The sequence below is a fragment of the Mesorhizobium sp. f-mel genome (genome assembly GCF_053850215.1).
In genome coordinates, this window is record NZ_JBSPTO010000023.1 from 18,216 (window position 1) to 39,000 (window position 20,785).

Consider the following 20,785-nt stretch of genomic DNA (forward strand, 5'->3'; position numbering starts at 1 on the left):
TGACTTCGTTCGAGCAGGCCGGGAACATTGTCGATCGCTGCGACGTTCATAGCCGGAAAGGGACGCTGTTTGCGGGAGGCCTAGGATGGGCCACTTCGAAATGATCGATCTCGTTTCCGTCATCAACGCTTGCACGACCGGCCGCGCCGCCGGGCGATTGGTGTCAATGGCCAAAGCCGTGGAAGAGTTGCGGGTGCTGACCGGGGATTTCATCTCGCCGGACGAAATCGTGGCCAACGCCCTGTCGCCGGTGGCGTGGGAGCGCGGCTGCGCGGTACTGTTCGACGAGCAGCCGGGCGCCGATATCCTGCACACGCCATGGCAAGAGGCCTGACTGGCGCAGACGTCTGAGGATTGCCCAGCCGGATGAATTTGAGAACGGGGTGCTGCACGCGCCGCATATGGCGGCCGCCAGGAGCGCTAGAGCATCGGACCCCAAGTGGGTACCGGTTTTGGGGGAATCCGATGCTCAACAAAAGACAGAGCGGCGGTAGGACTCGATTTGAAAGTCCGCCGCTCTAGCCCAACTGGAGCCCGGATCTCCAAGGAGACACGCCATGACTGAAAACGAGACCCGCTACGAACATGGTGCTACCAAGTACCCGGCCAAGAAAGATGCGGACGCGTCGGATCAATTCTCCCAAGAGGCGGCCGGCAACAAGAAGCCTGCCGGCGGGATGGGCCTGACACGGTCGAAGGACGAGGTGGAGGACAAAACCCATCAGTCCGAAGGGCAGAACCCGCCCAGTCAGTCCACGCCCAGTGCCGCGACCAAAAAGACATCCGGCGCCGGTCCGTCGATCGCCGAGCGTTCCAAGGATGCCAAGGCTCCGAAGGGCGGCCGCCAGCCAGACGCCTACGTCAAGGAGTGATCGGCCAGGGGACCTGCAGTCAGCCCATCATTGTCTTCAGCGGCTCCCGAGCGAGGTTTGCTTCGATCTCCTTACGGCCTGGCGTATCCCGCAGCGCTGCGCGCATGTTCTTGCGATATTCGTCCGGCATGCGCGGCGGCAGCATAGGTTCATACGCGTCGACGACCGCCTCTATGATCACCGGGCCTTCCGCGGCAAAAGCGGCATCAAGGACCCCGTCGACGTCCTCAGGCCGGGTGACGCTGTAGCCGATGCCCCCCATAGCCTCAGCAGCCAAAGCGAAATCGATCGGCTGGAGTTCGCAGGCAAATTGCGGGTTGCCGAGGAACATCATCTGCTCCCAGGCGATCTGGTTGAGCATGTTGTTCTTGATCACCAGAAGCTTGAGCGGAATCTTGTAACGCACGGCCGTCGAGAATTCGCCAAGCTGCATCGCCAGCCCGCCATCGCCCACCACCGCAAAAACCGGCCGGCCCGGAAAGGCGATCCCGCCGGCAATCGCATAGGGCAGCCCGCAGGCCATCGATGCCAGCGAGCCGGAGACGGCGAAATCCTGGCCTGCCTTGATATCGATATGACGGGCGGCAAGTTCGGTGTTCTGACCGGAATCGCTAGCCAGGATCGCGTTGGCCGGCATTCGGTCGCCGAATGCCTTGACGACGCGTTGCGGCTTGAGCGGCACGTCGTCCCTGCTTTCCGCCTCGGCCATCATCTTGCGCCAGCGCTGTAAGCTCTGCTGCGCGTTCTCGAGAAACGATCTGTCCTGCTTAGGCTTCAGCCTTTCATTCAGCAATTGCAGCGTGATGGCCGCATCGCCGACGAGACCGGCCTCGACAGGATGGCGAAGGCCGATCCGCTGCGCGTTGCGGTCGATCTGCACGCCGCGCGCCTTGCCGGGCTTGGGATAGTATTCGATGTAGGGGAAGGTCGAGCCTACGATCAGCAGCGCCTCGCATTCCTCCATGATCTCCTGCGAGGTCAGCGAGCCTAATATTCCGATTCCGCCCATGACGTGCGGGTGATTGTCCGGCAAGACGGCTTTGCCGAGCAAAGCCTTGGCAACGGGTGCGGCGAGGAGTTCCGCCGTCCTCTCGAGTTCGGCCTGGGCATGCAGCGCACCGCGCCCGGCGAGTATCGCCACCTTTGAGGCTGTGTTGAGGATATCGGCCGCAAGAGCAAGCTGGGCTTCGTCGGGTCGCTTGTCCCCTTCGAACCACCGTTCGGGCGTGTGTCTTGGAAGGTTGCGGGGCGAGCGCTTTGCCGACGTCTGTTCCTGCACGTCGCTGGCTATCGAGAGATGGGAGACGCCGCGTCCCGCAAGCGCGGAACGACAGGCCAGGCCGGCAACGTTTTCCATATGCGCTGCGTCGGTCACTTGCGTGTTGAAGATGGCGACGTCGTTGAAAACACGGGTGAGATCGACATCCTGCTGCGTGAACGTCTCGATCAGGTCGTGAAATTGCATGCCGGTTATGGCAAGGACCGGCGCCTGGTCGAGCTTTGCGTCGTAGAGGCCGGTGAGCAAGTGAGTGCCTCCTGGCCCTGAGGTGGCGAGGCAGACGCCGAGTTTGCCCGTCCATTTGGCATAGGCCGTCGCCATGAAAGCCGCGGATTCCTCATGCCGCACTTGTACGAAGCGGATCTTGTCCTGCCTTGTTCGCAGCGCCTCCATGATGCCGTTTATGCCGTCTCCCGGCAGGCCGAAGATCACGCGAACGTCCCAGGCGATCAATGTGTCGACAAGGATCTCGGCAGTGTTGGGCATGGTTGCCTCCTCTGTATCTGGTATCTGCAGCTTTACGCCCTCGCTGCGGCGATAGGCGTCAGACGTGGACATCGGCGATCAGTCGCCGAACGACGGAGATGCCGGGATGTTCCATCGGAACGGCAGGCGGGCAGCGCCGCCTGAGAGGCGGGCCTCGGACTTTGCCTGGCAAAACCGCAGGACCGCGTTTGGACTTCAGCCAGGTCTCGGTTTCTCGGAAATGGCTCGGCGAGGTCAAGTCGCGCCTTAAGCGTGACATGCAGCTCTGAGGGATGGCCGAAACTCAAACAAAAAACCCGCCTCGGCGGCGGGTCGTCGGCGCAAATCAGCACCACAGCCAAATCAGTAGCATAATTGCCGTCAAAGCAACGGATCGCGAGCTCGCAGACAGGCAATCGCTTGGGGTCGGGCGCCGTCCGCAGCGAACAGGGTTCCATTTCGCAGAGCCCAGGAACGGTTACGGCGCCTTCTCGGTTGTGAGGGAAAGGAGATGGTCCATGTTTGAGAACAGCATGTGGTTGCTCGTCGTTGCAGGCGGTCCCCTGATACTCGCAATCCTGATCGCCTACGCACTCCTTACGCGACGCCGTCGCGGTCCCGCAGAACGCAGGGAGAGCGCGCGGGCGACCGAGCGCTTGTATCGCGAGGAGAAAGACTGACGGATCGTGGCAGATGCGGATGGGCAGTCCGGAGTCGATGAGCGATGGACGGTTTATTCGACCGCCATTTCGGAACGATCCCGCCGCCCTGCCATTATCGCCATAAGGACAGGCTCAGATCGTGGTGCCCACGATTCCCGCTTCGGCAAGGACCGTGGCCCCTCACCGGGAAGTCGACGATGCCGCCAGCAATCTGGGCCTCAAATCGAACGCAAGGAGGAACCAATGGCTGGACGCAGGACCCATGAGCAGCAATTGCGCATCATTGAAAAGCGGGAGAACACGAAGGGCGCCGGCAAGGATTTCGACGCAGAGGCCGACCTGAAGCGATCCGCAGCGGAACGTGAAGCGCTGCGCAAGGGATCGGAAATCAGGTCCAAGACACCCGACCTTGTTGATCCTGACGATCGCAACATCCTTCGCGGAGAAAATCAGGAGAGCGTTCACCACAAGAAGCGTCCCGACGACTAAGAATTGGAGCAAGCCTATGGCAAAAGGTAGCAAGAAGCATGTCGGAGCGGGTGCACGGGGAAAGGGTTCTGGTACAGGTGCCATGACCACGACCCCAAAGGATAAGCTCGAAGAAAACCAAATCCTGTCCAACCGCGACAAGGCTCAGCATACGAAGAAACGCGGTCTGGATTCCAAGCAGGTCGCGACCGAGCAGCGCCAGGATCACGCTGCCAATCGTTTGCGGGACTGACGGCTCGCCCGCCGTTGGGGCGCGGTCTGGCTGGTAGAGAAAGATATCGCCCGCTCGACGATCTGCATCCGTCGGTCCTTAGCGATAGCGTGCTCCTTCGGCTGTCGGCGATGGGTTAACCGGCAGATCGCATCGACGATCTGCTCTCGAACTGTTCTGCCTCACGCAGCAGCCGGATCACCTCCGCGTCCGTGGTCTGCGCGAAGTCCCCATAATACCGGCCCACCGCAACAAACGGCTCGGGCGTGGCGAGACAGACCACTTCGTCCACATCGGGTTTTATCAGGTCGAGCGTATCCCTGGGTGCTACCGGAACAGCCAAGACAACATGCGCGGCCCGATCCTTCCTTAACGCTTTGAGCGCCACTCTGACCGTGCCTCCGGTCGCTATGCCGTCGTCGACGACGATGACGGTCCGGCCAAGGACTGAAGCTGCAGGCCTGCTGCCGAGATAGAGGTTCCTGCGGCGTTCGATTTCGAGCAGTTGCCGCCGTTTCTCTGCCTCGACGTAATCGTCTGACGGTTGGACCAAAGCCATCGCCTCCTCGTTGAGGACGAGCTGCGGATTCTCCCCGTCGACGACCGCGCCGATGCCATATTCGGAATGGCCCGGCGCGCCGATCTTGCGTACAAGCAGCACGTCGAGCCGGGCACGGAGTGCCTTCGCCACTTCGAAGCCAACCGGCACTCCGCCGCGTGGCAGCGCCAGCACCAGTGGATCGGTTGTCGCGAACCCGGTCAAAGCGGCGGCAAGCTGGCGGCCCGCCTCCGTTCGATCCCTGAATTTCGGCGCGTCAAAAATCATTGGCTTCACCTTTGCAAGGGCGAGACCTGGCATCGCTGGGTCGCTACTCGTGCCAAGATGTTCGCGGTCTGCAGCGTCTTGCCGAAAACCTCCGGGCCGGTTGCACTCATCGTCGCCTCCTCGCCCAAAATTCACCTTGCTGGCGAAACGGCGATCGGAGGCAATTGTTTCGTTTCACCTTGATAAAAATTGCCGCGGTCGTCGCGAGGCCGCATCTATCAGGCCCCCTTGCGTCCGCGGGATTTCCGCAACCTGTCGGAATCGGCCATTTTCCACGACATTGAGCGCCGTGACGACGGCCAGGTTGTCGCCTTTTTCGTCCCACTGCACGGGATCGCTATAGGCAATGCCTTTGAAGCGGAGCTTCCGCATCGCAGTCAGAACGTCGCGCCGGCTCGGATTCCCCTTGGTTTCAGTGATCGCGTCCCTGATTGCGGCGATCAGCACGCGGACTGAATCGTAGGAATTCACCGCATAGTTGCCGATCGGTCCGAACAGCGCCGCATAGCGCGCAGCGAAATCGCTTGAACCAGCGACTCTACCCACTTCGGGCGTGGCGGACAGCACGAGAACGCCTTCGCCCAATGTTGCGGTTTCTCCCGCAGGCTCAAGGAAATTCACCGCGTCCCAACAGCCGTCACCGCTGGCAAAGAGCTGGTGGAGACCTGCACGGCGCATCGCCCGCAGGATGAAAGCACCCTCGAAACTGCCGCCGTAGAACAGCAGATCGAAATCGGCCCGCAGAGATGCGACCAGCGGGTCAAAATCGCGGCTCCCTTCGCGAACCGTTCGCCGCTCCGCGATGCGTCCTCCGAGCGACAGAAAGGCCCGCGAGAACGCGATGCCCATGCTGTGGCCGTACATCGTTTCGGTTTCGACCAGGACGGCGCGGCGCTTGCCCATGGTGTCGTAGAGATGACGGGAAATGGCTGCTCCGGTCTGATCATCCCGGTTGGTGAAGCGAAAGACATTCGGCAGAGAGCGCTCGGTGAGCGCTGTGTCGGAAGCGATCGGCGTGATCATCGGGAGGTCGTGGGCGGCATAGATTTCCGCCGCAGCGATGGTGACATTGCTGTTGTAGTGGCCAACGATGCCAAGCAGATCCGGCCGGTTGCAAAAGTCGTCCGCGACTTGCCGTCCGGTCTCGACCTTTCCCTGATCGTCCGCACCCTCAACCATGATGGGAAAGCCCGCAATGCCACCATCCGCGTTCTGCTCCTCGACCGCGAGTTCGATCGCCTGCTTCATCTCGGCGCCAAGCGCCGCCGCATTTCCCGACAATGGAGCGCCGATTGCGATCCGGATCGCTTCCGACATTGAAATTGTCCTTTGCTGCAGCCGGGCTGTCTGTTTGTCCCGAACTGCGCTTGCGCCCATCGGTTCCTTCTCGAACCGGAAAAATGATGGGTTCTTGCTGGCGAGCCTTGGGAGCGCGACGAAACGATGCTGGAACAATCGATCACCTTGATGCGTTCGACTGTTTTACACCTGCCGAGGATCCTCGATGGCGCCGCGTCCTTTCTGGAAAGGCTATCTGAAGCTTTCGCTGGTGACCTGTCCGGTGGCGATGACGCCCGCTACCACCGAGAGCGAAAAGGTCCGGTTCCATACGCTCAATCGCAAGAGCGGGCATCGCGTCGTCAGCCAATATGTCGATGCCGTCAGCGGCAAACCAGTTGCTGAAGACGACGAGGTCAAAGGCTATCAGCGCGGCGAGGACGAATACGTCCTGCTCGAGGACGATGAGATCGACGCGGTCGCGCTGGAGAGCACGCGCACCATCGACATCGACATGTTTGTCGATGCCGACAGCATCGGCTGGATCTGGTACGACAAGCCCCACTATCTCACCCCTGACGATCCGGTCGGGGAGGAAGCATTCTCGGTCATTCGCGACGCGATGCAGTCGACAGGGACAGTCGGAATATCGCGACTGGTCATGTACCGCCGCGAGCGCGCCGTCATGCTTGAACCACGAGGCAAGGGCATCGTGCTGTGGACACTGCGCTATGGCGACGAGGTTCGCGATCCCGAGGATTATTTCGGCAAGATCGAAGACGCCAAACCCGACCCGAAACTGATGGATATGGTCTCGACCTTGATCGATGGGCGAACCAGGCAGTGGGATCCCGCCATGACCGGAGATCCCGTCCAGGCGCGGCTGCTGGAGATCATTGCCTCGAAGAAGAAGGGCAAGAAGCGTCCAGCCAAGGCGAAGGCCAAAGCCGAGCAACCGCCCAGCAACGTGATCAACATCATGGATGCGCTGCGCAAGAGCATCGGCTCGGAGGCCGGAAAGCGAAAATAGGCGCCTGGGAGCAGGCTGGGCTGGGGGGACAAAGGCAGCACAATGAAGGTCATACCCTGCGATCCTGCTTTCGACAGCACCCGCCGATGACCCGCGATTTCCTCCTGCCGCTCGATACGCCTCCGATGGAGGCCAAGGCGGCCGATGCGATTCCCGAAGGAGACGGATGGCAATACGAGCGCAAATGGGATGGTTTTCGCTGCCTGGCATTTCGGCAGGATGATGCGGTGGAGTTGCGCGCAAAGTCAGGCAAGCCGCTCGGACGCTATTTTCCCGAACTCGTCGCGACATTGAAGGAACTACCGTCGCGCCGTTTTGTCGTCGACGGTGAAATCGTCATCTCGGTCGACGGCAAGTTTTCGTTCGACGCGCTCCAGATGCGGCTTCATCCCGCCGAGAGCAGGATCCGCAAGCTGTCCGCCGAAACCCCGGCTCGCATCGTCCTGTTCGACATGCTCTGCGATGAGCACGGAACCGTCTGGTTGGCGCGGACCCTGAAAAAACGGCGAGCGATCCTTGAGGCTTTCGTCGCTTCGGCAAACCGCAGGAACATCCTGCTTTCGCACTGCACGCGCGATGTGACGGAAGCCCGCTCCTGGTTAGGGGCTGCCGGACATGGGGCGACAGACGGCGTGGTCGCCAAGCGGCTGGACGGTCCGTACCAACCGGGGGTGCGCGCGATGGTGAAGGTAAAGCGGTTGCGGTCGGCCGATTGCGTGGTCGGCGGCTTCCGCTATCTCAGCAACAGCCCGCAGGTCGGCTCTCTGTTGCTGGGTCTCTACAATGAGGCCGGCAAGCTCGATCACGTCGGTTTCACCTCGACCATTGCCAAGGACGACAGGGCAGAGCTTACCCGCAAGCTCGAAGCCATGCGCGAGCCCCCCGGCTTCACCGGAAAGGCGCCGGGCGGGCCGAGCCGCTGGAGCACCGAGCGCAGCGGTGAATGGGAGCCGGTCCGGCCCGAACTGGTGGTCGAAGTACGCTTCGATCACGTCACCGGCGACCGTTTCCGGCATGGCACCAAGTTCCTGCGCTGGCGGCCGGACAAGGCTCCGGAACAATGCACGTTTGAGCAGATCGCCTGATTTGTTCGGATGCATGCACCTTCGCAATGCCCTCCTCAAGCCGCTTTCTTGCGTCGGTTTGCACGATCTTCGATCGGCGCTGCGGCAGCTCGGAAATCCTGCCAGGGATCCGACGATAGCGAGGCAAGCCGGGTCGGTGTGTTCTCGACGGTAAAATAGGCCGGTCCGATGCCGGGTCCGAGCTCGTCCCAGGCAAGCGGCATAGACACCGCCGCACCCGGTCGTGCTCTTGTCGAATAGGGTGCGACTGCGGTCGCACCGCGCTGGTTTCGCAGATAGTCGACGAGGATTTTTCCGCGCCGTTTGGATTTTGTGATGGTCGAGACGTAGCGGTTGGGACTGTCGGCGGCCATGGAGTCGGCAATCGCCTTGGTGAAGGCTTTCACAGCTGGCCATTCCGCTTTCGGTTTCAACGGCGCCACAACGTGCAGACCCTTGCCGCCGGAGGTCTTGATGAAGGGGACAAGCCCTGCATTCTTCAGCCGGTCGCGGGTCTCGACGGCGGCTTCGATCACCGCCTCCCAGCTCACGTCCTCGCCGGGGTCGAGATCCATGATGATCGTGTCCGGACGCTCCCAATCGCTTACCATCGAACCCCAGGGGTGGATCTCCAGCGCCGCCGATTGGACGAGACCGATCAGCCCATCGAGATCATTGATGCTGATCAGCCGCTCGTCGGGCGGATCCTTGGGGTCGTGAACCAGGACAATGTTGGGGTTGAGCCCCTTCCAGGCATGCTTCTGGAAGAACTGCTCGCCCGAAATCCCGTTGGGACATCGCACCAGCGCTAACGCGCGGCCGACGATGTAGGGCGACGCATAGCGCCACACCTCGGCATAATAATCGGCGAGACCTTCCTTGGTCACGCCCTTGTCCGGCCAGTAGAGGCGATCGGGATGGGTGAGCTTGACGCTCCGACGCTGAGGTTTGGGTGCTGCCTTGCTCGTCTTCGGCGTTTCGCGGACGATCTCCTTCGCCGGCTTGTCTTCGCGTAATCCGCGGAATGAGGCGTGGCGCAGATTGCCGTCGGCGGTCCACGCCCGGAACTCGATTTCGGCGACGAGTTCCGGCCTGACATAGCGGACTTGCCGAGCCTCCTCGGCGGTCAGCCGTTCGTCGAACGGGGTTGACGGAATGCGTATTCGCTCGAGCTTCTTGAAGAGGCTCTCGGCAACCGCCGCCGTGTAGCCGGTGCCGACGCGTCCGACATGATGGAGCTTGCCGTCATCATAGACACCCAGGATGAGCGAACCGATCGCATTGCGCGAGGTTGTCGAGGGGACATAGCCGGCCACGACAAATTCCTGCCGCGCAGAGCATTTCGACTTCACCCAGTTCTTGCTGCGGCCAGAGCGGTAAGGCGCATCGCGAAGCTTGGAGACAACGCCTTCCAGGCTCAGCCGGCAGGCGTGTTGCAGGACCAGAGCGCCATTCTCCTCAAAATGTCCGCTGTAGCTGATGATGGCGTTATCACCGCCGATGATCTTTTCCAGCAATTCCTTGCGGGTGATCAACGCAACGTCACGCAGATCGTACCCGTCAAGATGAAGCAGGTCGAAGACGTAGAAGCGAAAGCGATCACTGCGGCCCTCGCTGAGATCGGCTTGCAGCGCGGAAAAATCCGATGCGCCGGCGGAGGTCTCGACCACGAGTTCACCATCGATCAGCGCCGTCCCGACAGGGATATCGGCCAGCGCCGAAACGACCGCCTTTCCGAATTTCTTTGTCCAGTCGAGACCGCTCCGCGTCAACAGTTTGACGCGACCGGCTTCGATCCTGGCCTGCAGCCGGTAGCCGTCGAATTTTATCTCGTGCAGCCAGCGTTCGCCGGACGGCGCGGACGAGACCAGGGTCGCCAGCGTCGGTTCGACGAAATCGGGAAGTGCTGCCTTCTTGGCACCCTTGATCTTTGACGGTTGGGGAACGCTTACGGTTGCAGGCCGCTCTTCTGGTTGAGTTACCCCCGTGCGGCCGCCGCGGCGCTTCCGAATGCGCCCCGTCTTGGACGACCAGCCGGGCTCTTCGCCGGCGACGTCCTCGATCTTGCGGCCGGTCGCGACGGATTCCGGCCGCTCGTCCAGAATGTCGGGATCACCTTCCGTGCGCGCGGCGTCATCGTCGCCTTTGATCAGCAGCCAGTTCTCGCGCTTCTCCCGCGGCTTTCCGGCCATCCGCACAAGATGCCAGCGGCCGCCAAGCTTCTCGCCGTGAAGTTCGAAATCGAGATGGCCTTTCGCATAGCCGCGATGCGCGTCGCCGATCGGCGACCAAGTGCCTCTGTCCCACAAAATAACGGTGCCGCCGCCATATTCGCCTTTAGGGATGGTGCCTTCGAAACCGCCATATTCCAAAGGATGATCCTCGACATGGACGGCAAGGCGCTTCTCGCCGGGGATCAGGCTCGGCCCTTTTGTGACGGCCCAGCTCTTGAGCACGCCGTCCATTTCGAGACGAAAATCGTAATGGAGCCGGGTGGCATCATGCTTCTGTATGACGAAGCTGTTGCCGGTCCCGGGCGCCCTGCGCCCCTGCGGCTCCGGGGTAACGGAAAAATTGCGCTTCTTGCGGTAGGTCTCGAGCGCCATCGATCAGCCGGCCTTCCGACGCGGTGCTGTCTGCTTCGCCTTTGCGTGGCGCGCCGGCTTTGACTTTGCCGCGGGCTTTCTTGTCGAGGGCTGCTTGCCGCCAACGCCGGCACTCTGGCGCAGCGCATCCATAAGATCGACGACCTTCTCCCGCTTGGCCGGCTTCGGAACGGCGATCTTCTTGCCTTCGAGCTTTGCTTTCACCAGCTCGGCAAGCGCCGCCTCATATCGGTCGTCGAATTTGGTCGGATCGAATTTGCCCTTCTTGGTCTTGATGATGTGTTCGGCCAGTTCGAGCATCTCGCCCTCGATCTTCATATCGGGAATGTTGTCGAAGGCCTCCTCCGCCGAGCGCACCTCGTAGTCGAAGTTCAGCGTCGTTGCGACCAGGCCTTCGTCATAGGCCCGGATGAGCAGGGTCCGGATGCGCCGAAACAGGACGGTCTGGGCGATGGCAGCGACTTTCTTCCTGCGCATGCCCTCGCGGATCAGCCCAAAAGCTTCCTCGGCGTGTTTATCCGGCGGGGCGAGGTAATACGGCTTGTCGAAATACACGTCGTCGACATCGGAACAGCCGATGAAGGCCGAGACCGACAGCGTCTTGTCGCTCTCGGGAACAGCGGCTGCGACCTCATCGGGTTCGAGCACGACGTACTCACCCGAGCCGATCTCAAAGCCTTTGACCTGGTCGTCCTTCTCGACCGGCTTGCCGCTATCGCTGTCGACGAAGGCGCGATGCACCCTATGGCCCGTGGCGCGGTTTATTGTGTGGAAAGCGATCCGCTCTGAGGTTGAGGCAGCCGTATAGAGCGCCACCGGGCAGCTGAGTTCTCCAATTTTCAGAAAACCCTTCCAATTTGCTCTCGGCGCCAAGACGTTAGCCTCTCTGTCACATGCATTGCACTGGAAATGCAACGTGGCGGCGCGGAGATTTGTTCCTTTGGCGCCTACGCGGCGACGATCAGAAGGTGTTGGACCTACAGACAAACCATTCCGCTGCAACCAAATTCACGACCCGCCGTTGTGAGCAGAAAGTGGAGCGGTTGGCCATGATGAGACTATCAATGACGAGGCTATCATTTTTGTCGGCCCTGGTGGCGGCTCTGGCTTTGGCGAGTTGCAGCAACGAGGCCGGACCGATACAGGGCAACACCACAGAACCGACACAGAGCAATACCAACACCGTCGACCAGAATCCCGAAGTCGACAAGGACCCGACGCCGAAGACGACCACGGGCGGCGATCAACCCGGTACGCCGCCGGCGCAATGAGGGATCGGCCGGCCGACCGGATTCTCCCGGATGCATTACGCGCGACAAGGGCAAAAGATCTCACCCCGACTGGCTCTGCTCGACCAAATGGTAGCTATACCGGTCTCGAATGAACGCGTTGAAGAACCGACCTTTTGACGAGGCCTTGCGGAATGCAGCGTAGGTCTGCGGCGGCACGTCGTCGTAATCGTAGCGATTTCCGCTTGGGACGAACCATACGGAGAGGGTCCTCGTCGCCGGATCGTAATTGATGCTTTGAATAGCAGTTGAAGGCATTTCCAAACACTCGACGCGTCTGGGCAATAACCCGCCTCGGCAAGCCAGGTTCCGTCTCGCCGAAGATATGGAGGCGGTGATCCGGCCGGCTCGACGCCTCCAAGGTCTTGCCGCCGCCGGCCGGCTTCACCAATTAGGGTTGATGCCATCGCTCAAAACCAAGCAGCCGGAATTCGCTGGCCAAGGCGACCTGTTTCGTGCGCCCAACGATCTGCCGGAAGGATTTCACTATCAGCCGGAGCTGATCACCGCGCAGGAAGAGGCCGAGCTGGCGCGGCACCTCGAAAGTCTCGCCTTCCAGCCTTTCGACTTTCATGGCCATCTCGCAAACCGGCGCGTCGCCGGTTTTGGCCTGCGATACGATTTTGACCAACGCAAAGTCGTCGAGGCGCCTCCTATCCCTGCTTTTCTGATGCCGATCAGGGACAAGGTGGCGGCATTTGCGCGGCTGCCCGCCGATGCTTTCGTGCAGGTCTTGATCAACGAGTACCGGCCCGGCGCGGGTATCGGCTGGCATCGCGACAAGCCGCATTTCGATGCCGTAGCCGGCGTTTCTCTTCTTGCGCCATGCAGCTTTCGGCTCCGCCGGAAGAACGGCGCTGGATGGGATCGCCAGACCATCATCCTCGAGCCAAGGTCGGCTTACCTGATGACGGGACCGGCGCGCACCGAATGGCAGCACAGCATCCCGCCGCTTTCCGAGCACCGCTACTCCATCACCCTGCGGACTCTGCACCCGCAACGGTCGCCTCGATCAGAAGCGATAGTTCGATGACCAGGATCGAGACCGGCTCCTGTTTTTGCGGTTCGATAACGGCTGAGATGCATGGCGACCCGTTCTGGATTTGCTCCGATCACGACGACGATTGCCGCAAGGCCATAGGGAGCCCGCTGACCGTCTGGGTCGGCTATCGACCGGCCCAGTTCAGATTGCTGACCGGCACGCCGAAGACGTTCTCAAGGACCCGAGGCGTGCTCCGCACCTTCTGCGCCGATTGCGGGACATCCATAGCCTATCTCGACCAGGGGCTTCCCGAAGAACTCTATGTGACGATCGGCTTCTTCGACCACCCCGAACGTTTTCCGCCGCAGGCTCATGCCTATTGGGACATGAAGCTGCCGTGGGTGGAATTTCGTGACGATCTGCCACGTGTGGGAAGATATTCAAGGCGGCGCGATCCGGCGGTCGGAAATCCCGCCGATCGGTAACCCGGCAAAACGCCGCCAATGGTCGATCTGGTGATACCCCGCGACCACCACGCTGTGTTGGCGCTCACCTGGAAGGCGGCGGACCATGAAGACCTTGAGACGATCATCGGGCCTTCCGGTTATCGAGCACGCCTGGTTGGAACGGAGCGGCGCCCAGATCCCGGACCCGTGATGTCGTTCGAGATCAATTGGCGGCGACCTGACGAGTCACCGCGGCCGACGGATCTATTGACGGGTGAGCATTGTGACATCGAGAAGTTTGATCTCCTCAGCGAAGCGATAACCGCTACAGTGATCGCCAAGCGGCCGGGCACCAAGGCCGGCAATGGAATTCGGAACGGGCATCGGCAGCTTGAAGCGGGTATCATCGCTTCTTCACGCCGCTTTCGATACCTATCTGTTGAGCGCAAGGCATAGTTCGGCAACAGGCAGCAAGATTTGGCACAACGATCGGGAAGCGCAGACCTGCCACTTCATGGCGGACGCGTGCCGAAATGGCTCGGCGACCGGATGACGCGCCTTGGCGCGGTCATGTGCGAGGCGATCATTCACCATTACGGTCGCGAGGAGCTGCTGCGCCGGTTGGCGCATCCCTTCTGGTTCCAGTCGTTTGGCGCCGTTATGGGAATGGACTGGCATTCATCCGGCATCACGACCAGCGTCATCGGCGCCTTGAAACGCGGGTTGGCTCCGCTCTCCGGTGAACTTGGTATTCACGTGTGCGGCGGCCGCGGCGCGCATTCACGCAAGACCCCGCACGAGCTTGCCGTCATCGGCGAGCGCGTCGGCTTCGACGGAACAGGCCTGGCAACTGCCAGCCGGCTCGTCGCCAAGGTTGACAGCGCCGCCGTTCAGGACGGCTTCGACCTCTATCTGCATGGCTTTATCGTTACCAATGATGGCGACTGGGTCGTGGTACAGCAGGGCATGAACGGCGACAGCAAGGTGGCGCGCCGCTATCACTGGCTGTCCGAAGGCCTGAAGAGCTTCGTCGACCAGCCGCATGCCGCCATCGAAGGCGCCAACCAGGGCGAAATCGTCAACCTGACCGACCGCCGCGCCGACGCTTCGCGCAAGGGACAGCTGGAGCTCCTGCAGGACCTCGGACCGGATCGCATTCTGAGGGAATTCGCCGCGCTGGAACGTGGCACGGCCCCGGCTCCAGAGCAGGCGCCTGAACAGCAGCCGATGCTGCCACACCTGGTCATGCCGGCGCACCACGACGTTCGCGAAAGCGATGTCGTCATGCGCCGCCTTCATGGGAACATGGCGGCGGCTGCCGAGCGTGGCCCCGCCGATTTTTCCGATCTTCTTCTGGTCCCCGGCGTCGGTGCGCGCACGGTGCGGGCGCTGGCGCTGGTTGCCGAGGTTCTGCATGGCGCGCCATGCCGGTTTTCCGATCCGGGGCGCTTCTCGCTGGCGCATGGCGGCAAGGACAGACATCCATTCCCCGTGCCGCTGAAAGTCTATGACGAGACGATCGGCGTGCTGAAGTCAGCGGTCCACAAGGCCAGGCTCGGCCGCGACGAAGAAATCGGTGCCTTGAAACGGCTCGACGACCAGTCACGGCAGGTCGAACGCTATGCCACAGGCCCCAGCCTGAAGGAAATCGTTGCCGGAGAGTTCGATCAGTCGCATCTGCTCGGCGGTCGCAGTGTGTTCGGCTGGGAGGCGGCACCCGAGGCGCCCGCGGACGTCAAACAAATCAAACAAAAAGGATAAACGCGCCCGGATCGCCTGATCCGAGTTCGGTTTCAAGTATCCAGATCGATCAAGGCGATGCCGAGTTCCGGGCGCTTCCTGCGGCGCAGATGCCCAGGCGCTTCCACCACTGTGACTTCAAGAGTCGGCCGAACGATGCCTTCGAGCAGATGCCCGCCCCGCGTGCTGCCATCGCGCAACCCGAGCACCGCGTGGACGTGAAGGCTGGGCTTGCCGTCGTCGCCGATCGCAATATCGCCGATCGCGCTGAGCACCTCGCACTGCTCCCGAACCGGGATTTTCCGATAGGTCTTTTCTCCAACGTCGAACCAGCCGACTGTCGCCGTTTCGAAGGCGCCGAGCGCGGTCAGCGAGGCGCCGCCAATGTTCTGCCCGACCGCGAAAGACGTAAGCGCCGCGAACGCTTCCTCGCCAGGGTCAAGCACCACCACGAAAGTCCTTTGTCCGGCGCTTTCGGCAACGAGCTGCGATTTCATGATTTCACTCCAGATACCATGTCGGCTTTGCGTTGTATTTCGATCGAGAGTTCGAACGGAAAGCTGGCTCGCGAGTTCCCAACAGGTTTGGTCTGGGTTTGAACATCGCTGCGCCGTCTGACTATCGAAGATGCAGTGGTCCGGAACAAGATCGCGCAGGAAACATTGTTCCCCGCAGGCTATCTCTGAGGGAGCGGACGTGGCGCCAACTGAAATCATCGTCAGGCGTGTGCCAACGCCGCGTGAGTTCTGGATTGGTCTTGGGCGTGCCTTTGCCGGAGCGTTGATCTTCGCCGTCCCGGTGCTGATGACCATGGAAGCTTGGGCGCTGGGATTTCACCTTCACCCACTGCGGCTCGCCCTGTTCCTCGCTGTCACTTTGCCAATGCTGGTGCTGCTGCACAAGTACGGAGGCTTTCGCCAGACGGTGGCGCTTCGCGACCGCATCGCCGATGCCTTTGTGGCCATACTTGTGGCCGCTGTGGCGGCTGCTGCGGTGTTTTTTATTTTCGGCATCGTGACCGTCGAAATGCCGCTACGGGAGGTGATTGGCAAAATAGCGGTGCAGGTTGTCCCAGGCAGTCTAGGAGCATCTTTGGCACGCGCCCAGCTTGGCCCGAGTCTGTTGGAGGAGGAGGACATTCCCGAGCCCGGCTACACCGGAGAGCTGTTCTTGATGGTGGTCGGAGCTCTGTTTCTATCGGTGAACATCGCACCAACGGAGGAGGTCGTCCTCATCGCTTACAAGATGCACCCCTGGCAGGAAATCGCTCTGGTGGTGGTCACCCTCGCTCTCATGCACGCCTTCGTCTATGAGTTCGAATTCCGCGGCTCGCACAGTCCCGAGCCAGGCGCTGGATTCGTCAGCATCTTCTTTCGCTATGCAATCGTCGGCTATGTCCTGGTGATGCTTGTGAACCTTTATATCCTGTGGACCTTCGGCAGGACCGATGGCGCCGGCTTTTCGGAGACACTCAGTGCGGTCGTGGTTCTGTCGTTTCCTGGCGCGCTCGGGGCGGCGGTTGCGAGGCTCATTCTGTGACAAAGAATCCCGCAAAAGGCGACAAGCAACAGAAGCAGCAGTCCGACAACAAAGGAATGGCACGCAAACCCGGGACTTCGGTCACGGAGTGGGTTGTGGCGGGGATAAGCTCGGTAGCCCTGCTTGCCGTGCTCAGCTATCTTGTCGTCGATGGCTTGAGCACGCGCGATGGGACCGCCCGGATCGTTGTGCTGCCGCTCGCGGTCGCGGTCACCGAGGGCGGCTATGTGGTCGAGTTCACCGCCGCAAACAGGGCGGGGAAATCAGTTGCTGCTGTCGAAATCAAAGGTGAACTCCGCAATGGCGATGAGGTCGTCGAGGAGAGCAGCGCTACGCTCGACTATGTCCCACAGGAATCCCAACGGAATGGCGCGTTGATCTTTCGTCGAGATCCCGAGGCCTATGACCTGCGCCTCTTTGCTAGTGGATACAGTGAACCCTGACCAGTCGAAAACGCCATGGATGAAATGGCTGTGGAACTCAGCCCCGATCACGAGGTCAACCGGGCCGGCGTCAAGGTCTTTGGCGAACAGTCGCAAGCGCGGTTTATCATGCGACTGGCAGGCGTATCCGCGATCTGCCGATCAGAATAGAGATTTAATAGTATAATTTGCTTCGGTAAAGGATTGAAAATACAGAGATAACACTGTTTCGTTCCGACCTGTCCGAGTCGATTTGCGACGCTAATTGTGTCGGGCCACCAAATCGGAAATGTAGCGTTGCAGGGAAACCGTGCCACGCTCGGGACTGTCGGGCAGTTCAAGGTCGTCCAGGGTGACGGCGGTCATGCGCGCATACGATTTGGCGGCTGCCTTGGAAAAGCCCATGCCCTCAAAGGTGATGGCGGCAACGGTCTTGCGCTCTTCAACGTCAGTGTCGGTCGATGGGTCAGCCGGCGGATTGAGCAGAAACAGGCGCTCGCCTTGACGAAAAACCTGACGAAGGGCCTCGCTGTCGTGGACATCCGCCACCGCGATTTCGGCACCACGCCGCGTCCAGTCAGCGCCTTTGGACGGGTCGCGAGTTACGATGGTGACCGCTTCGCCCCGTAAAAGCGACATGGCTGCAGCAGAACCAACATGGCCCGTGCCGCCGAGAATGATGTGCATGGCCGATCCCTTCGCTCCCTATTCCTCCGGGGCGGTGGCAGGAGCCGTATAACGGCGACGTACTGCATCCAGAACGTGCTTGCGGCTTTCCTGCGCCGAGAGCATTTCGTCTTTTTCTGCCTCGGCGGTTTCGCGCGCCAGCTCCTTGTCCCTGATCTGATGGCGAAACCATTCGGAATAGTCGCCGGCACGCAGGTGATGCTCCCAGGTCGCGTCGTCGATGCCTTCTGCAATCTGAGCGAAGATCATCAGGTTGTGGGCCCGAAGATTCATGGCGTTGTCGGGACCTCTGAAATAGAAGCTGCCGGCCTCGTCGAGTTGACCTTCCGCATATTTGCGGCTGTGACGCTTGAGCGACTGGCGCGGCTCGATCGCTTTGACCATGGCAATTTTCTTGCGGGCTTGCGGCCGCCAGAACAGCACGCGCTCGCCTTTTGGCGAGGGAATATCCTTTGGCGGCTTGATATCCGTCTCATGACAAAAGGCCTTGATGACATTCTTGGCCTTGGGACCGAGCGCAATGACGGCGGTGACCAGACGCAGGGCATCGGTCGAAATCGCTTCCGGATGAACGGTGATCAGGACAGTGCCAGGTAATTCCAACGACAGGACGGCGCGCGTGTCGTCGCGCTTCTTGGGGAGAAGATGATGCGCCTCGTCGATGACTAGCCAGTGTGGCCTCGCTGTACGGAAGCGGAAACTGCCAAGGCCGGGAAGCAGATCGGCAAAGAAGTCCGGTCGCTCATTGACCCGCAACGCCAGCCCATTGACGACCACACTGGTGTCCGGCTTCTCGATCAGGTCGAGCACTTGTGCCTTTGTCGGTTCGCTCGAGCCATCGCCTATCCGGACGGCGCCTTCGAGGCCATTATAGTCGCCTTCCGGATCGAAAATGCAGAACTGAAAGCCGTTCTCGACGAAGCGTTCCGTCAGCGCGGTGGCCAAGGTGGATTTGCCGATGCCGGAGCTTCCGGCGATCAGAACCGTGTCGGTCGGCGTCAGATAGACTTCGTCGCCGCCGGCCGAGCCGAGAAGGATGCCGTCACGGCGTTTTCGGACAAATTCCCGATCGCGCTTTACCAGTTTTTCGATCAGCTCCTCGACGCCTTTTCCACGCGCGCCGCGCGTTACAAGGTCCGCGGTATCCTTGACCGCCTCAAGTGCATTGTCGACAGCGACGCTGCAGCCGCAGGCCTGCAGGAAGGCATGATCGTTTTCAGCATCGCCAATACCGACCACATTGTGTGGCGACAGCCTGAGGTCCTCAAGTGCGGCGGCCAGCCCGGTTGCTTTGTTGATGCCGCTGGGCAGGATCATCACCGCGCCCTTGTTGAAGATGATTTCCAGCTCCAGCCCGAGTTCCTTGATGACCTCAAGAACTGTTGCCTGGTGTGGTTCCCAGGTCGCAACGATCGACCGTCCGACTGAAAGCGGCTTGACGCCGTGTTTCTTCAGCTTGTCGACGAACTTGGGCGCCGGTGCCGGTGAGATCGCACGTTCTTCCTCGCTGGCAGGCGTGTAGATCAACGCCCCATTTTCGGCGACGACCTTGTCGAACACGCCGAGCTCGGGAAAAACGCGCTTGAGATCGGGCAGCTCGCGGCCCGTAACGAGGATGAGTTTGCGGCCACTTTTCTTGACCCGTTCGAGAGCAGCAAGCGTTTTTTCAGCTACGATCCCATCGTGCGCCAGCGTGCCGTCATAGTCTGTCGCCAAGGCAATGAAATACATCTGTCGACCATTTCATATCTGAGATCGCCGCTACCATCGTCACAGGCGAGAGGTCGCACGACGATCGAGCTGAGCGGGCGACAGGCACTCAGTAGCCGCCGATGATCGGCAATATCTCGCCGGTGATGTAGCTCGAGCAATGCGGTGAGGCGAGGAATACATAGGCCGGCGCGATCTCCTCCGGTTGTGCGGGCCGTTTCATCGGCGTGTCTGCGCCGAACTTCGAAACGTCACCGGCTTGTTTGTCAGACGGGTTGAGCGGCGTCCACACGGGGCCCGGCGCCACGCAGTTCACCCGAATTCCCTTTTCGATAAGGTTGCCCGAGAGCGCGCGCGTGAAGGCATGAATGCCGCCCTTGGTCATTGAATAGTCGACCAGTTGCTTCGAGCCCTCTATGCCGGTTACGGAGCCGCTGTTGATGATCGCCGAACCGGGCTTCATATGCGGCACGGCCTCCTGCGCCATATGGAAATAACCGTAGAGGTTGGTCTTCAGCGTCGTGTCGAAATGCTCTTCGGTCAGCTCGCTGAAGTCGCTGGAATGGATCTGGAAAGCGGCGTTGTTGACCAGCACGTCGATCCGGCCAAATTCCTTTACCACCTCAGCCACCGCGTTGTGGCAGTGGTCGCGTTCGCTGACGTCGGCCTTGACCAGCATGCAGCGCCGGCCTTCGGCTTCGACGGCCCTCTTCGTCTCTTCGGCGTCCTTATCCTCGGACAGATAGACGATCGCCACATCGGCGCCTTCGCGCGCATAGAGCACGGCCACGGCTCGGCCGATGCCTGAATCGCCGCCTGTGATGACGGCTACTTTGCCATCTAGTTTTTTTGATCCGATATAGAATGGCGCATCATAGAGCGGCGCCGGCTCAATGGCCCATTCGTGCCCCGGCTTCGGCTGGTGCTGTTCAGGAAAGGGCGGCTCGGGATATTTGCGTGCTCCGGCCTGCATGGCGCCTTGCTGCTTGCCGTCCTTCGATTTGTCCTTGGCGTCGATGCCGCGCTGGATGTGGCGTTGCTTGGCGGCCTCGCCGGCGATTTCCGATTTCATCTGCATGGCTGTCTCCTTAGCTTGGAAAAGGGACAACGCATGTCCGGCGAAAAAGTTTACGCGACGGTGTCATTCCTTCAGCAGCGAATCCAAACGCCAGGAAATCGACGGCGCGT

General features: G+C 60.9%; 24 protein-coding genes. 14 read left to right on the plus strand and 10 right to left on the minus strand.

What is annotated here, in order from left to right; genetic code table 11:
• Positions 1–85 precede the first annotated feature (85 nt).
• Positions 86–334, plus strand: coding sequence for a hypothetical protein (locus tag ACWUKX_RS23270; RefSeq protein ID WP_065010363.1), 249 nt, complete (start codon positions 86–88; stop codon positions 332–334).
• Between the two features lie 223 nt (positions 335–557).
• Positions 558–872: a hypothetical protein gene (locus ACWUKX_RS23275; RefSeq protein ID WP_456009213.1), complete on the plus strand. Its 315-nt coding sequence runs from the start codon at positions 558–560 to the stop codon at positions 870–872.
• 19 nt (positions 873–891) lie between these two features.
• Here ACWUKX_RS23275 and ACWUKX_RS23280 read toward each other — a convergent pair whose 3' ends face one another.
• On the minus strand, positions 892–2,637 hold the full coding sequence (locus tag ACWUKX_RS23280) for a thiamine pyrophosphate-dependent enzyme (protein ID WP_456009214.1): 1,746 nt from the start codon (positions 2,635–2,637) through the stop codon (positions 892–894).
• Between the two features lie 884 nt (positions 2,638–3,521).
• Between ACWUKX_RS23280 and ACWUKX_RS23285 the strand changes: the two genes are divergently transcribed.
• Both ACWUKX_RS23285 and ACWUKX_RS23290 read left to right on the plus strand, forming a co-directional pair.
• Positions 3,522–3,767 carry a hypothetical protein gene (locus ACWUKX_RS23285; protein ID WP_292398841.1) on the plus strand — a complete coding sequence of 82 codons (246 nt, stop codon included), beginning with the start codon at positions 3,522–3,524 and terminating at the stop codon, positions 3,765–3,767.
• A gap of 16 nt (positions 3,768–3,783) precedes the next feature.
• Positions 3,784–3,999, plus strand: a complete 216-nt coding sequence (locus ACWUKX_RS23290; RefSeq protein WP_456009216.1) for a hypothetical protein — start codon at positions 3,784–3,786, stop codon at positions 3,997–3,999.
• Positions 4,000–4,114: 115 nt separating this feature from the next.
• On the opposite strand, the gene ACWUKX_RS23295 is transcribed toward ACWUKX_RS23290, so the two are convergent.
• Positions 4,115–4,804 (minus strand): phosphoribosyltransferase, encoded by a 690-nt coding sequence (locus ACWUKX_RS23295; protein ID WP_456009218.1) that lies wholly within the window; start codon positions 4,802–4,804, stop codon positions 4,115–4,117.
• 174 nt (positions 4,805–4,978) lie between these two features.
• The gene (locus tag ACWUKX_RS23300; RefSeq protein WP_456009220.1) at positions 4,979–6,121 is read right to left on the minus strand and encodes a branched-chain amino acid ABC transporter substrate-binding protein; all 1,143 of its coding nucleotides are present in this window, start codon (positions 6,119–6,121) and stop codon (positions 4,979–4,981) included.
• A gap of 187 nt (positions 6,122–6,308) precedes the next feature.
• Here ACWUKX_RS23300 and ku (ACWUKX_RS23305) point away from each other — a divergent pair, with 187 nt between their 5' ends.
• Together ku (ACWUKX_RS23305) and ACWUKX_RS23310 are read left to right on the plus strand one after the other, a co-directional pair.
• Positions 6,309–7,112: a non-homologous end joining protein Ku gene (gene ku / locus ACWUKX_RS23305; protein ID WP_456009221.1), complete on the plus strand. Its 804-nt coding sequence runs from the start codon at positions 6,309–6,311 to the stop codon at positions 7,110–7,112.
• Positions 7,113–7,198: 86 nt separating this feature from the next.
• Positions 7,199–8,197: an ATP-dependent DNA ligase gene (locus ACWUKX_RS23310; protein ID WP_456009222.1), complete on the plus strand. Its 999-nt coding sequence runs from the start codon at positions 7,199–7,201 to the stop codon at positions 8,195–8,197.
• Positions 8,198–8,232: 35 nt separating this feature from the next.
• Here ACWUKX_RS23310 and ligD read toward each other — a convergent pair whose 3' ends face one another.
• Both ligD and ku (ACWUKX_RS23320) read right to left on the minus strand, forming a co-directional pair.
• Positions 8,233–10,782 (minus strand): DNA ligase D, encoded by a 2,550-nt coding sequence (gene ligD / locus ACWUKX_RS23315; RefSeq protein WP_456009224.1) that lies wholly within the window; start codon positions 10,780–10,782, stop codon positions 8,233–8,235.
• A 3-nt stretch (positions 10,783–10,785) separates the two neighbouring features.
• Positions 10,786–11,655, minus strand: coding sequence for a non-homologous end joining protein Ku (gene ku, locus ACWUKX_RS23320; protein ID WP_029356317.1), 870 nt, complete (start codon positions 11,653–11,655; stop codon positions 10,786–10,788).
• A 191-nt stretch (positions 11,656–11,846) separates the two neighbouring features.
• Here ku (ACWUKX_RS23320) and ACWUKX_RS23325 point away from each other — a divergent pair, with 191 nt between their 5' ends.
• Positions 11,847–12,053, plus strand: coding sequence for a hypothetical protein (locus ACWUKX_RS23325; RefSeq protein WP_456009226.1), 207 nt, complete (start codon positions 11,847–11,849; stop codon positions 12,051–12,053).
• 60 nt (positions 12,054–12,113) lie between these two features.
• Here the strand turns inward: ACWUKX_RS23325 and ACWUKX_RS23330 are convergent, their stop codons facing one another.
• Positions 12,114–12,329 (minus strand): KTSC domain-containing protein, encoded by a 216-nt coding sequence (locus tag ACWUKX_RS23330; RefSeq protein WP_456009227.1) that lies wholly within the window; start codon positions 12,327–12,329, stop codon positions 12,114–12,116.
• Between the two features lie 142 nt (positions 12,330–12,471).
• On the opposite strand from ACWUKX_RS23330, the gene ACWUKX_RS23335 reads away from it, so the two are divergent.
• Genes ACWUKX_RS23335 through ACWUKX_RS23350 form a run of 4 tightly spaced genes read left to right on the plus strand, consistent with a single transcriptional unit; the run spans position 12,472 to position 15,260 of the window.
• Positions 12,472–13,104: an alpha-ketoglutarate-dependent dioxygenase AlkB gene (locus tag ACWUKX_RS23335; protein WP_456009229.1), complete on the plus strand. Its 633-nt coding sequence runs from the start codon at positions 12,472–12,474 to the stop codon at positions 13,102–13,104.
• Positions 13,101–13,538: a GFA family protein gene (locus tag ACWUKX_RS23340; RefSeq protein WP_095519735.1), complete on the plus strand. Its 438-nt coding sequence runs from the start codon at positions 13,101–13,103 to the stop codon at positions 13,536–13,538. The genes ACWUKX_RS23335 and ACWUKX_RS23340 overlap by 4 nt, the downstream gene beginning before the upstream one ends.
• An 18-nt stretch (positions 13,539–13,556) precedes the next feature.
• Complete coding sequence (locus ACWUKX_RS23345; protein WP_456009231.1) at positions 13,557–13,955, plus strand: hypothetical protein; 399 nt, start codon at positions 13,557–13,559, stop codon at positions 13,953–13,955.
• 21 nt (positions 13,956–13,976) lie between these two features.
• Positions 13,977–15,260, plus strand: coding sequence for a DUF763 domain-containing protein (locus ACWUKX_RS23350; protein WP_456009232.1), 1,284 nt, complete (start codon positions 13,977–13,979; stop codon positions 15,258–15,260).
• Between the two features lie 32 nt (positions 15,261–15,292).
• Here the strand turns inward: ACWUKX_RS23350 and ACWUKX_RS23355 are convergent, their stop codons facing one another.
• Positions 15,293–15,736 (minus strand): PPC domain-containing DNA-binding protein, encoded by a 444-nt coding sequence (locus tag ACWUKX_RS23355; RefSeq protein WP_128342819.1) that lies wholly within the window; start codon positions 15,734–15,736, stop codon positions 15,293–15,295.
• Between the two features lie 283 nt (positions 15,737–16,019).
• Here ACWUKX_RS23355 and ACWUKX_RS23360 point away from each other — a divergent pair, with 283 nt between their 5' ends.
• From ACWUKX_RS23360 to ACWUKX_RS23370, 3 genes are read left to right on the plus strand one after another with little or no spacing between them, the layout of a single operon-like run.
• Positions 16,020–16,778, plus strand: a complete 759-nt coding sequence (locus ACWUKX_RS23360) for a TIGR02587 family membrane protein (protein WP_455837392.1) — start codon at positions 16,020–16,022, stop codon at positions 16,776–16,778.
• The gene (locus ACWUKX_RS23365) at positions 16,775–17,221 is read left to right on the plus strand and encodes a TIGR02588 family protein (protein ID WP_456009235.1); all 447 of its coding nucleotides are present in this window, start codon (positions 16,775–16,777) and stop codon (positions 17,219–17,221) included. Before ACWUKX_RS23360 ends, ACWUKX_RS23365 begins: the two co-directional genes overlap by 4 nt.
• A 15-nt stretch (positions 17,222–17,236) precedes the next feature.
• A complete protein-coding gene (locus tag ACWUKX_RS23370) occupies positions 17,237–17,371 on the plus strand; it encodes a hypothetical protein (protein ID WP_287095747.1) in 135 nt (44 codons plus the stop codon).
• A gap of 90 nt (positions 17,372–17,461) precedes the next feature.
• Here ACWUKX_RS23370 and ACWUKX_RS23375 read toward each other — a convergent pair whose 3' ends face one another.
• The 3 genes from ACWUKX_RS23375 to ACWUKX_RS23385 all read right to left on the minus strand — a co-directional run bounded on the left by ACWUKX_RS23375 (position 17,462) and on the right by ACWUKX_RS23385 (position 20,675).
• Positions 17,462–17,887, minus strand: coding sequence for an NAD(P)H-binding protein (locus ACWUKX_RS23375; protein ID WP_456009237.1), 426 nt, complete (start codon positions 17,885–17,887; stop codon positions 17,462–17,464).
• Positions 17,888–17,905: 18 nt separating this feature from the next.
• Positions 17,906–19,618 carry an HAD-IIB family hydrolase gene (locus ACWUKX_RS23380; protein WP_456009239.1) on the minus strand — a complete coding sequence of 571 codons (1,713 nt, stop codon included), beginning with the start codon at positions 19,616–19,618 and terminating at the stop codon, positions 17,906–17,908.
• 88 nt (positions 19,619–19,706) lie between these two features.
• Positions 19,707–20,675, minus strand: a complete 969-nt coding sequence (locus ACWUKX_RS23385) for an SDR family oxidoreductase (protein ID WP_029356336.1) — start codon at positions 20,673–20,675, stop codon at positions 19,707–19,709.
• Between the last annotated feature and the right edge of the window lie 110 nt (positions 20,676–20,785).

Excerpts from the sequence above, each read along its gene's own strand:
- ACWUKX_RS23300 (WP_456009220.1), bottom strand. The coding sequence starts at position 6,121 with ATGTCGGAAGCGATCCGGATCGCAATCGGCGCTCCATTGTCGGGAAAT.
- ACWUKX_RS23295 (WP_456009218.1), bottom strand. The coding sequence starts at position 4,804 with ATGATTTTTGACGCGCCGAAATTCAGGGATCGAACGGAGGCGGGCCGC.
- ACWUKX_RS23345 (WP_456009231.1), top strand. The coding sequence starts at position 13,557 with ATGGTCGATCTGGTGATACCCCGCGACCACCACGCTGTGTTGGCGCTC.
- ACWUKX_RS23310 (WP_456009222.1), top strand. The coding sequence starts at position 7,199 with ATGACCCGCGATTTCCTCCTGCCGCTCGATACGCCTCCGATGGAGGCC.
- ACWUKX_RS23340 (WP_095519735.1), top strand. The coding sequence starts at position 13,101 with ATGACCAGGATCGAGACCGGCTCCTGTTTTTGCGGTTCGATAACGGCT.
- ACWUKX_RS23385 (WP_029356336.1), bottom strand. The coding sequence starts at position 20,675 with ATGCAGATGAAATCGGAAATCGCCGGCGAGGCCGCCAAGCAACGCCAC.
- ACWUKX_RS23275 (WP_456009213.1), top strand. The coding sequence starts at position 558 with ATGACTGAAAACGAGACCCGCTACGAACATGGTGCTACCAAGTACCCG.
- ACWUKX_RS23285 (WP_292398841.1), top strand. The coding sequence starts at position 3,522 with ATGGCTGGACGCAGGACCCATGAGCAGCAATTGCGCATCATTGAAAAG.
- ACWUKX_RS23380 (WP_456009239.1), bottom strand. The coding sequence starts at position 19,618 with ATGTATTTCATTGCCTTGGCGACAGACTATGACGGCACGCTGGCGCAC.
- ligD (WP_456009224.1), bottom strand. The coding sequence starts at position 10,782 with ATGGCGCTCGAGACCTACCGCAAGAAGCGCAATTTTTCCGTTACCCCG.
- ACWUKX_RS23270 (WP_065010363.1), top strand. The coding sequence starts at position 86 with ATGGGCCACTTCGAAATGATCGATCTCGTTTCCGTCATCAACGCTTGC.
- ACWUKX_RS23290 (WP_456009216.1), top strand. The coding sequence starts at position 3,784 with ATGGCAAAAGGTAGCAAGAAGCATGTCGGAGCGGGTGCACGGGGAAAG.
- ACWUKX_RS23325 (WP_456009226.1), top strand. The coding sequence starts at position 11,847 with ATGACGAGGCTATCATTTTTGTCGGCCCTGGTGGCGGCTCTGGCTTTG.
- ACWUKX_RS23355 (WP_128342819.1), bottom strand. The coding sequence starts at position 15,736 with ATGAAATCGCAGCTCGTTGCCGAAAGCGCCGGACAAAGGACTTTCGTG.
- ACWUKX_RS23375 (WP_456009237.1), bottom strand. The coding sequence starts at position 17,887 with ATGCACATCATTCTCGGCGGCACGGGCCATGTTGGTTCTGCTGCAGCC.
- ACWUKX_RS23335 (WP_456009229.1), top strand. The coding sequence starts at position 12,472 with ATGCCATCGCTCAAAACCAAGCAGCCGGAATTCGCTGGCCAAGGCGAC.
- ACWUKX_RS23280 (WP_456009214.1), bottom strand. The coding sequence starts at position 2,637 with ATGCCCAACACTGCCGAGATCCTTGTCGACACATTGATCGCCTGGGAC.
- ku (WP_456009221.1), top strand. The coding sequence starts at position 6,309 with ATGGCGCCGCGTCCTTTCTGGAAAGGCTATCTGAAGCTTTCGCTGGTG.
- ACWUKX_RS23330 (WP_456009227.1), bottom strand. The coding sequence starts at position 12,329 with ATGCCTTCAACTGCTATTCAAAGCATCAATTACGATCCGGCGACGAGG.
- ACWUKX_RS23370 (WP_287095747.1), top strand. The coding sequence starts at position 17,237 with ATGGATGAAATGGCTGTGGAACTCAGCCCCGATCACGAGGTCAACCGG.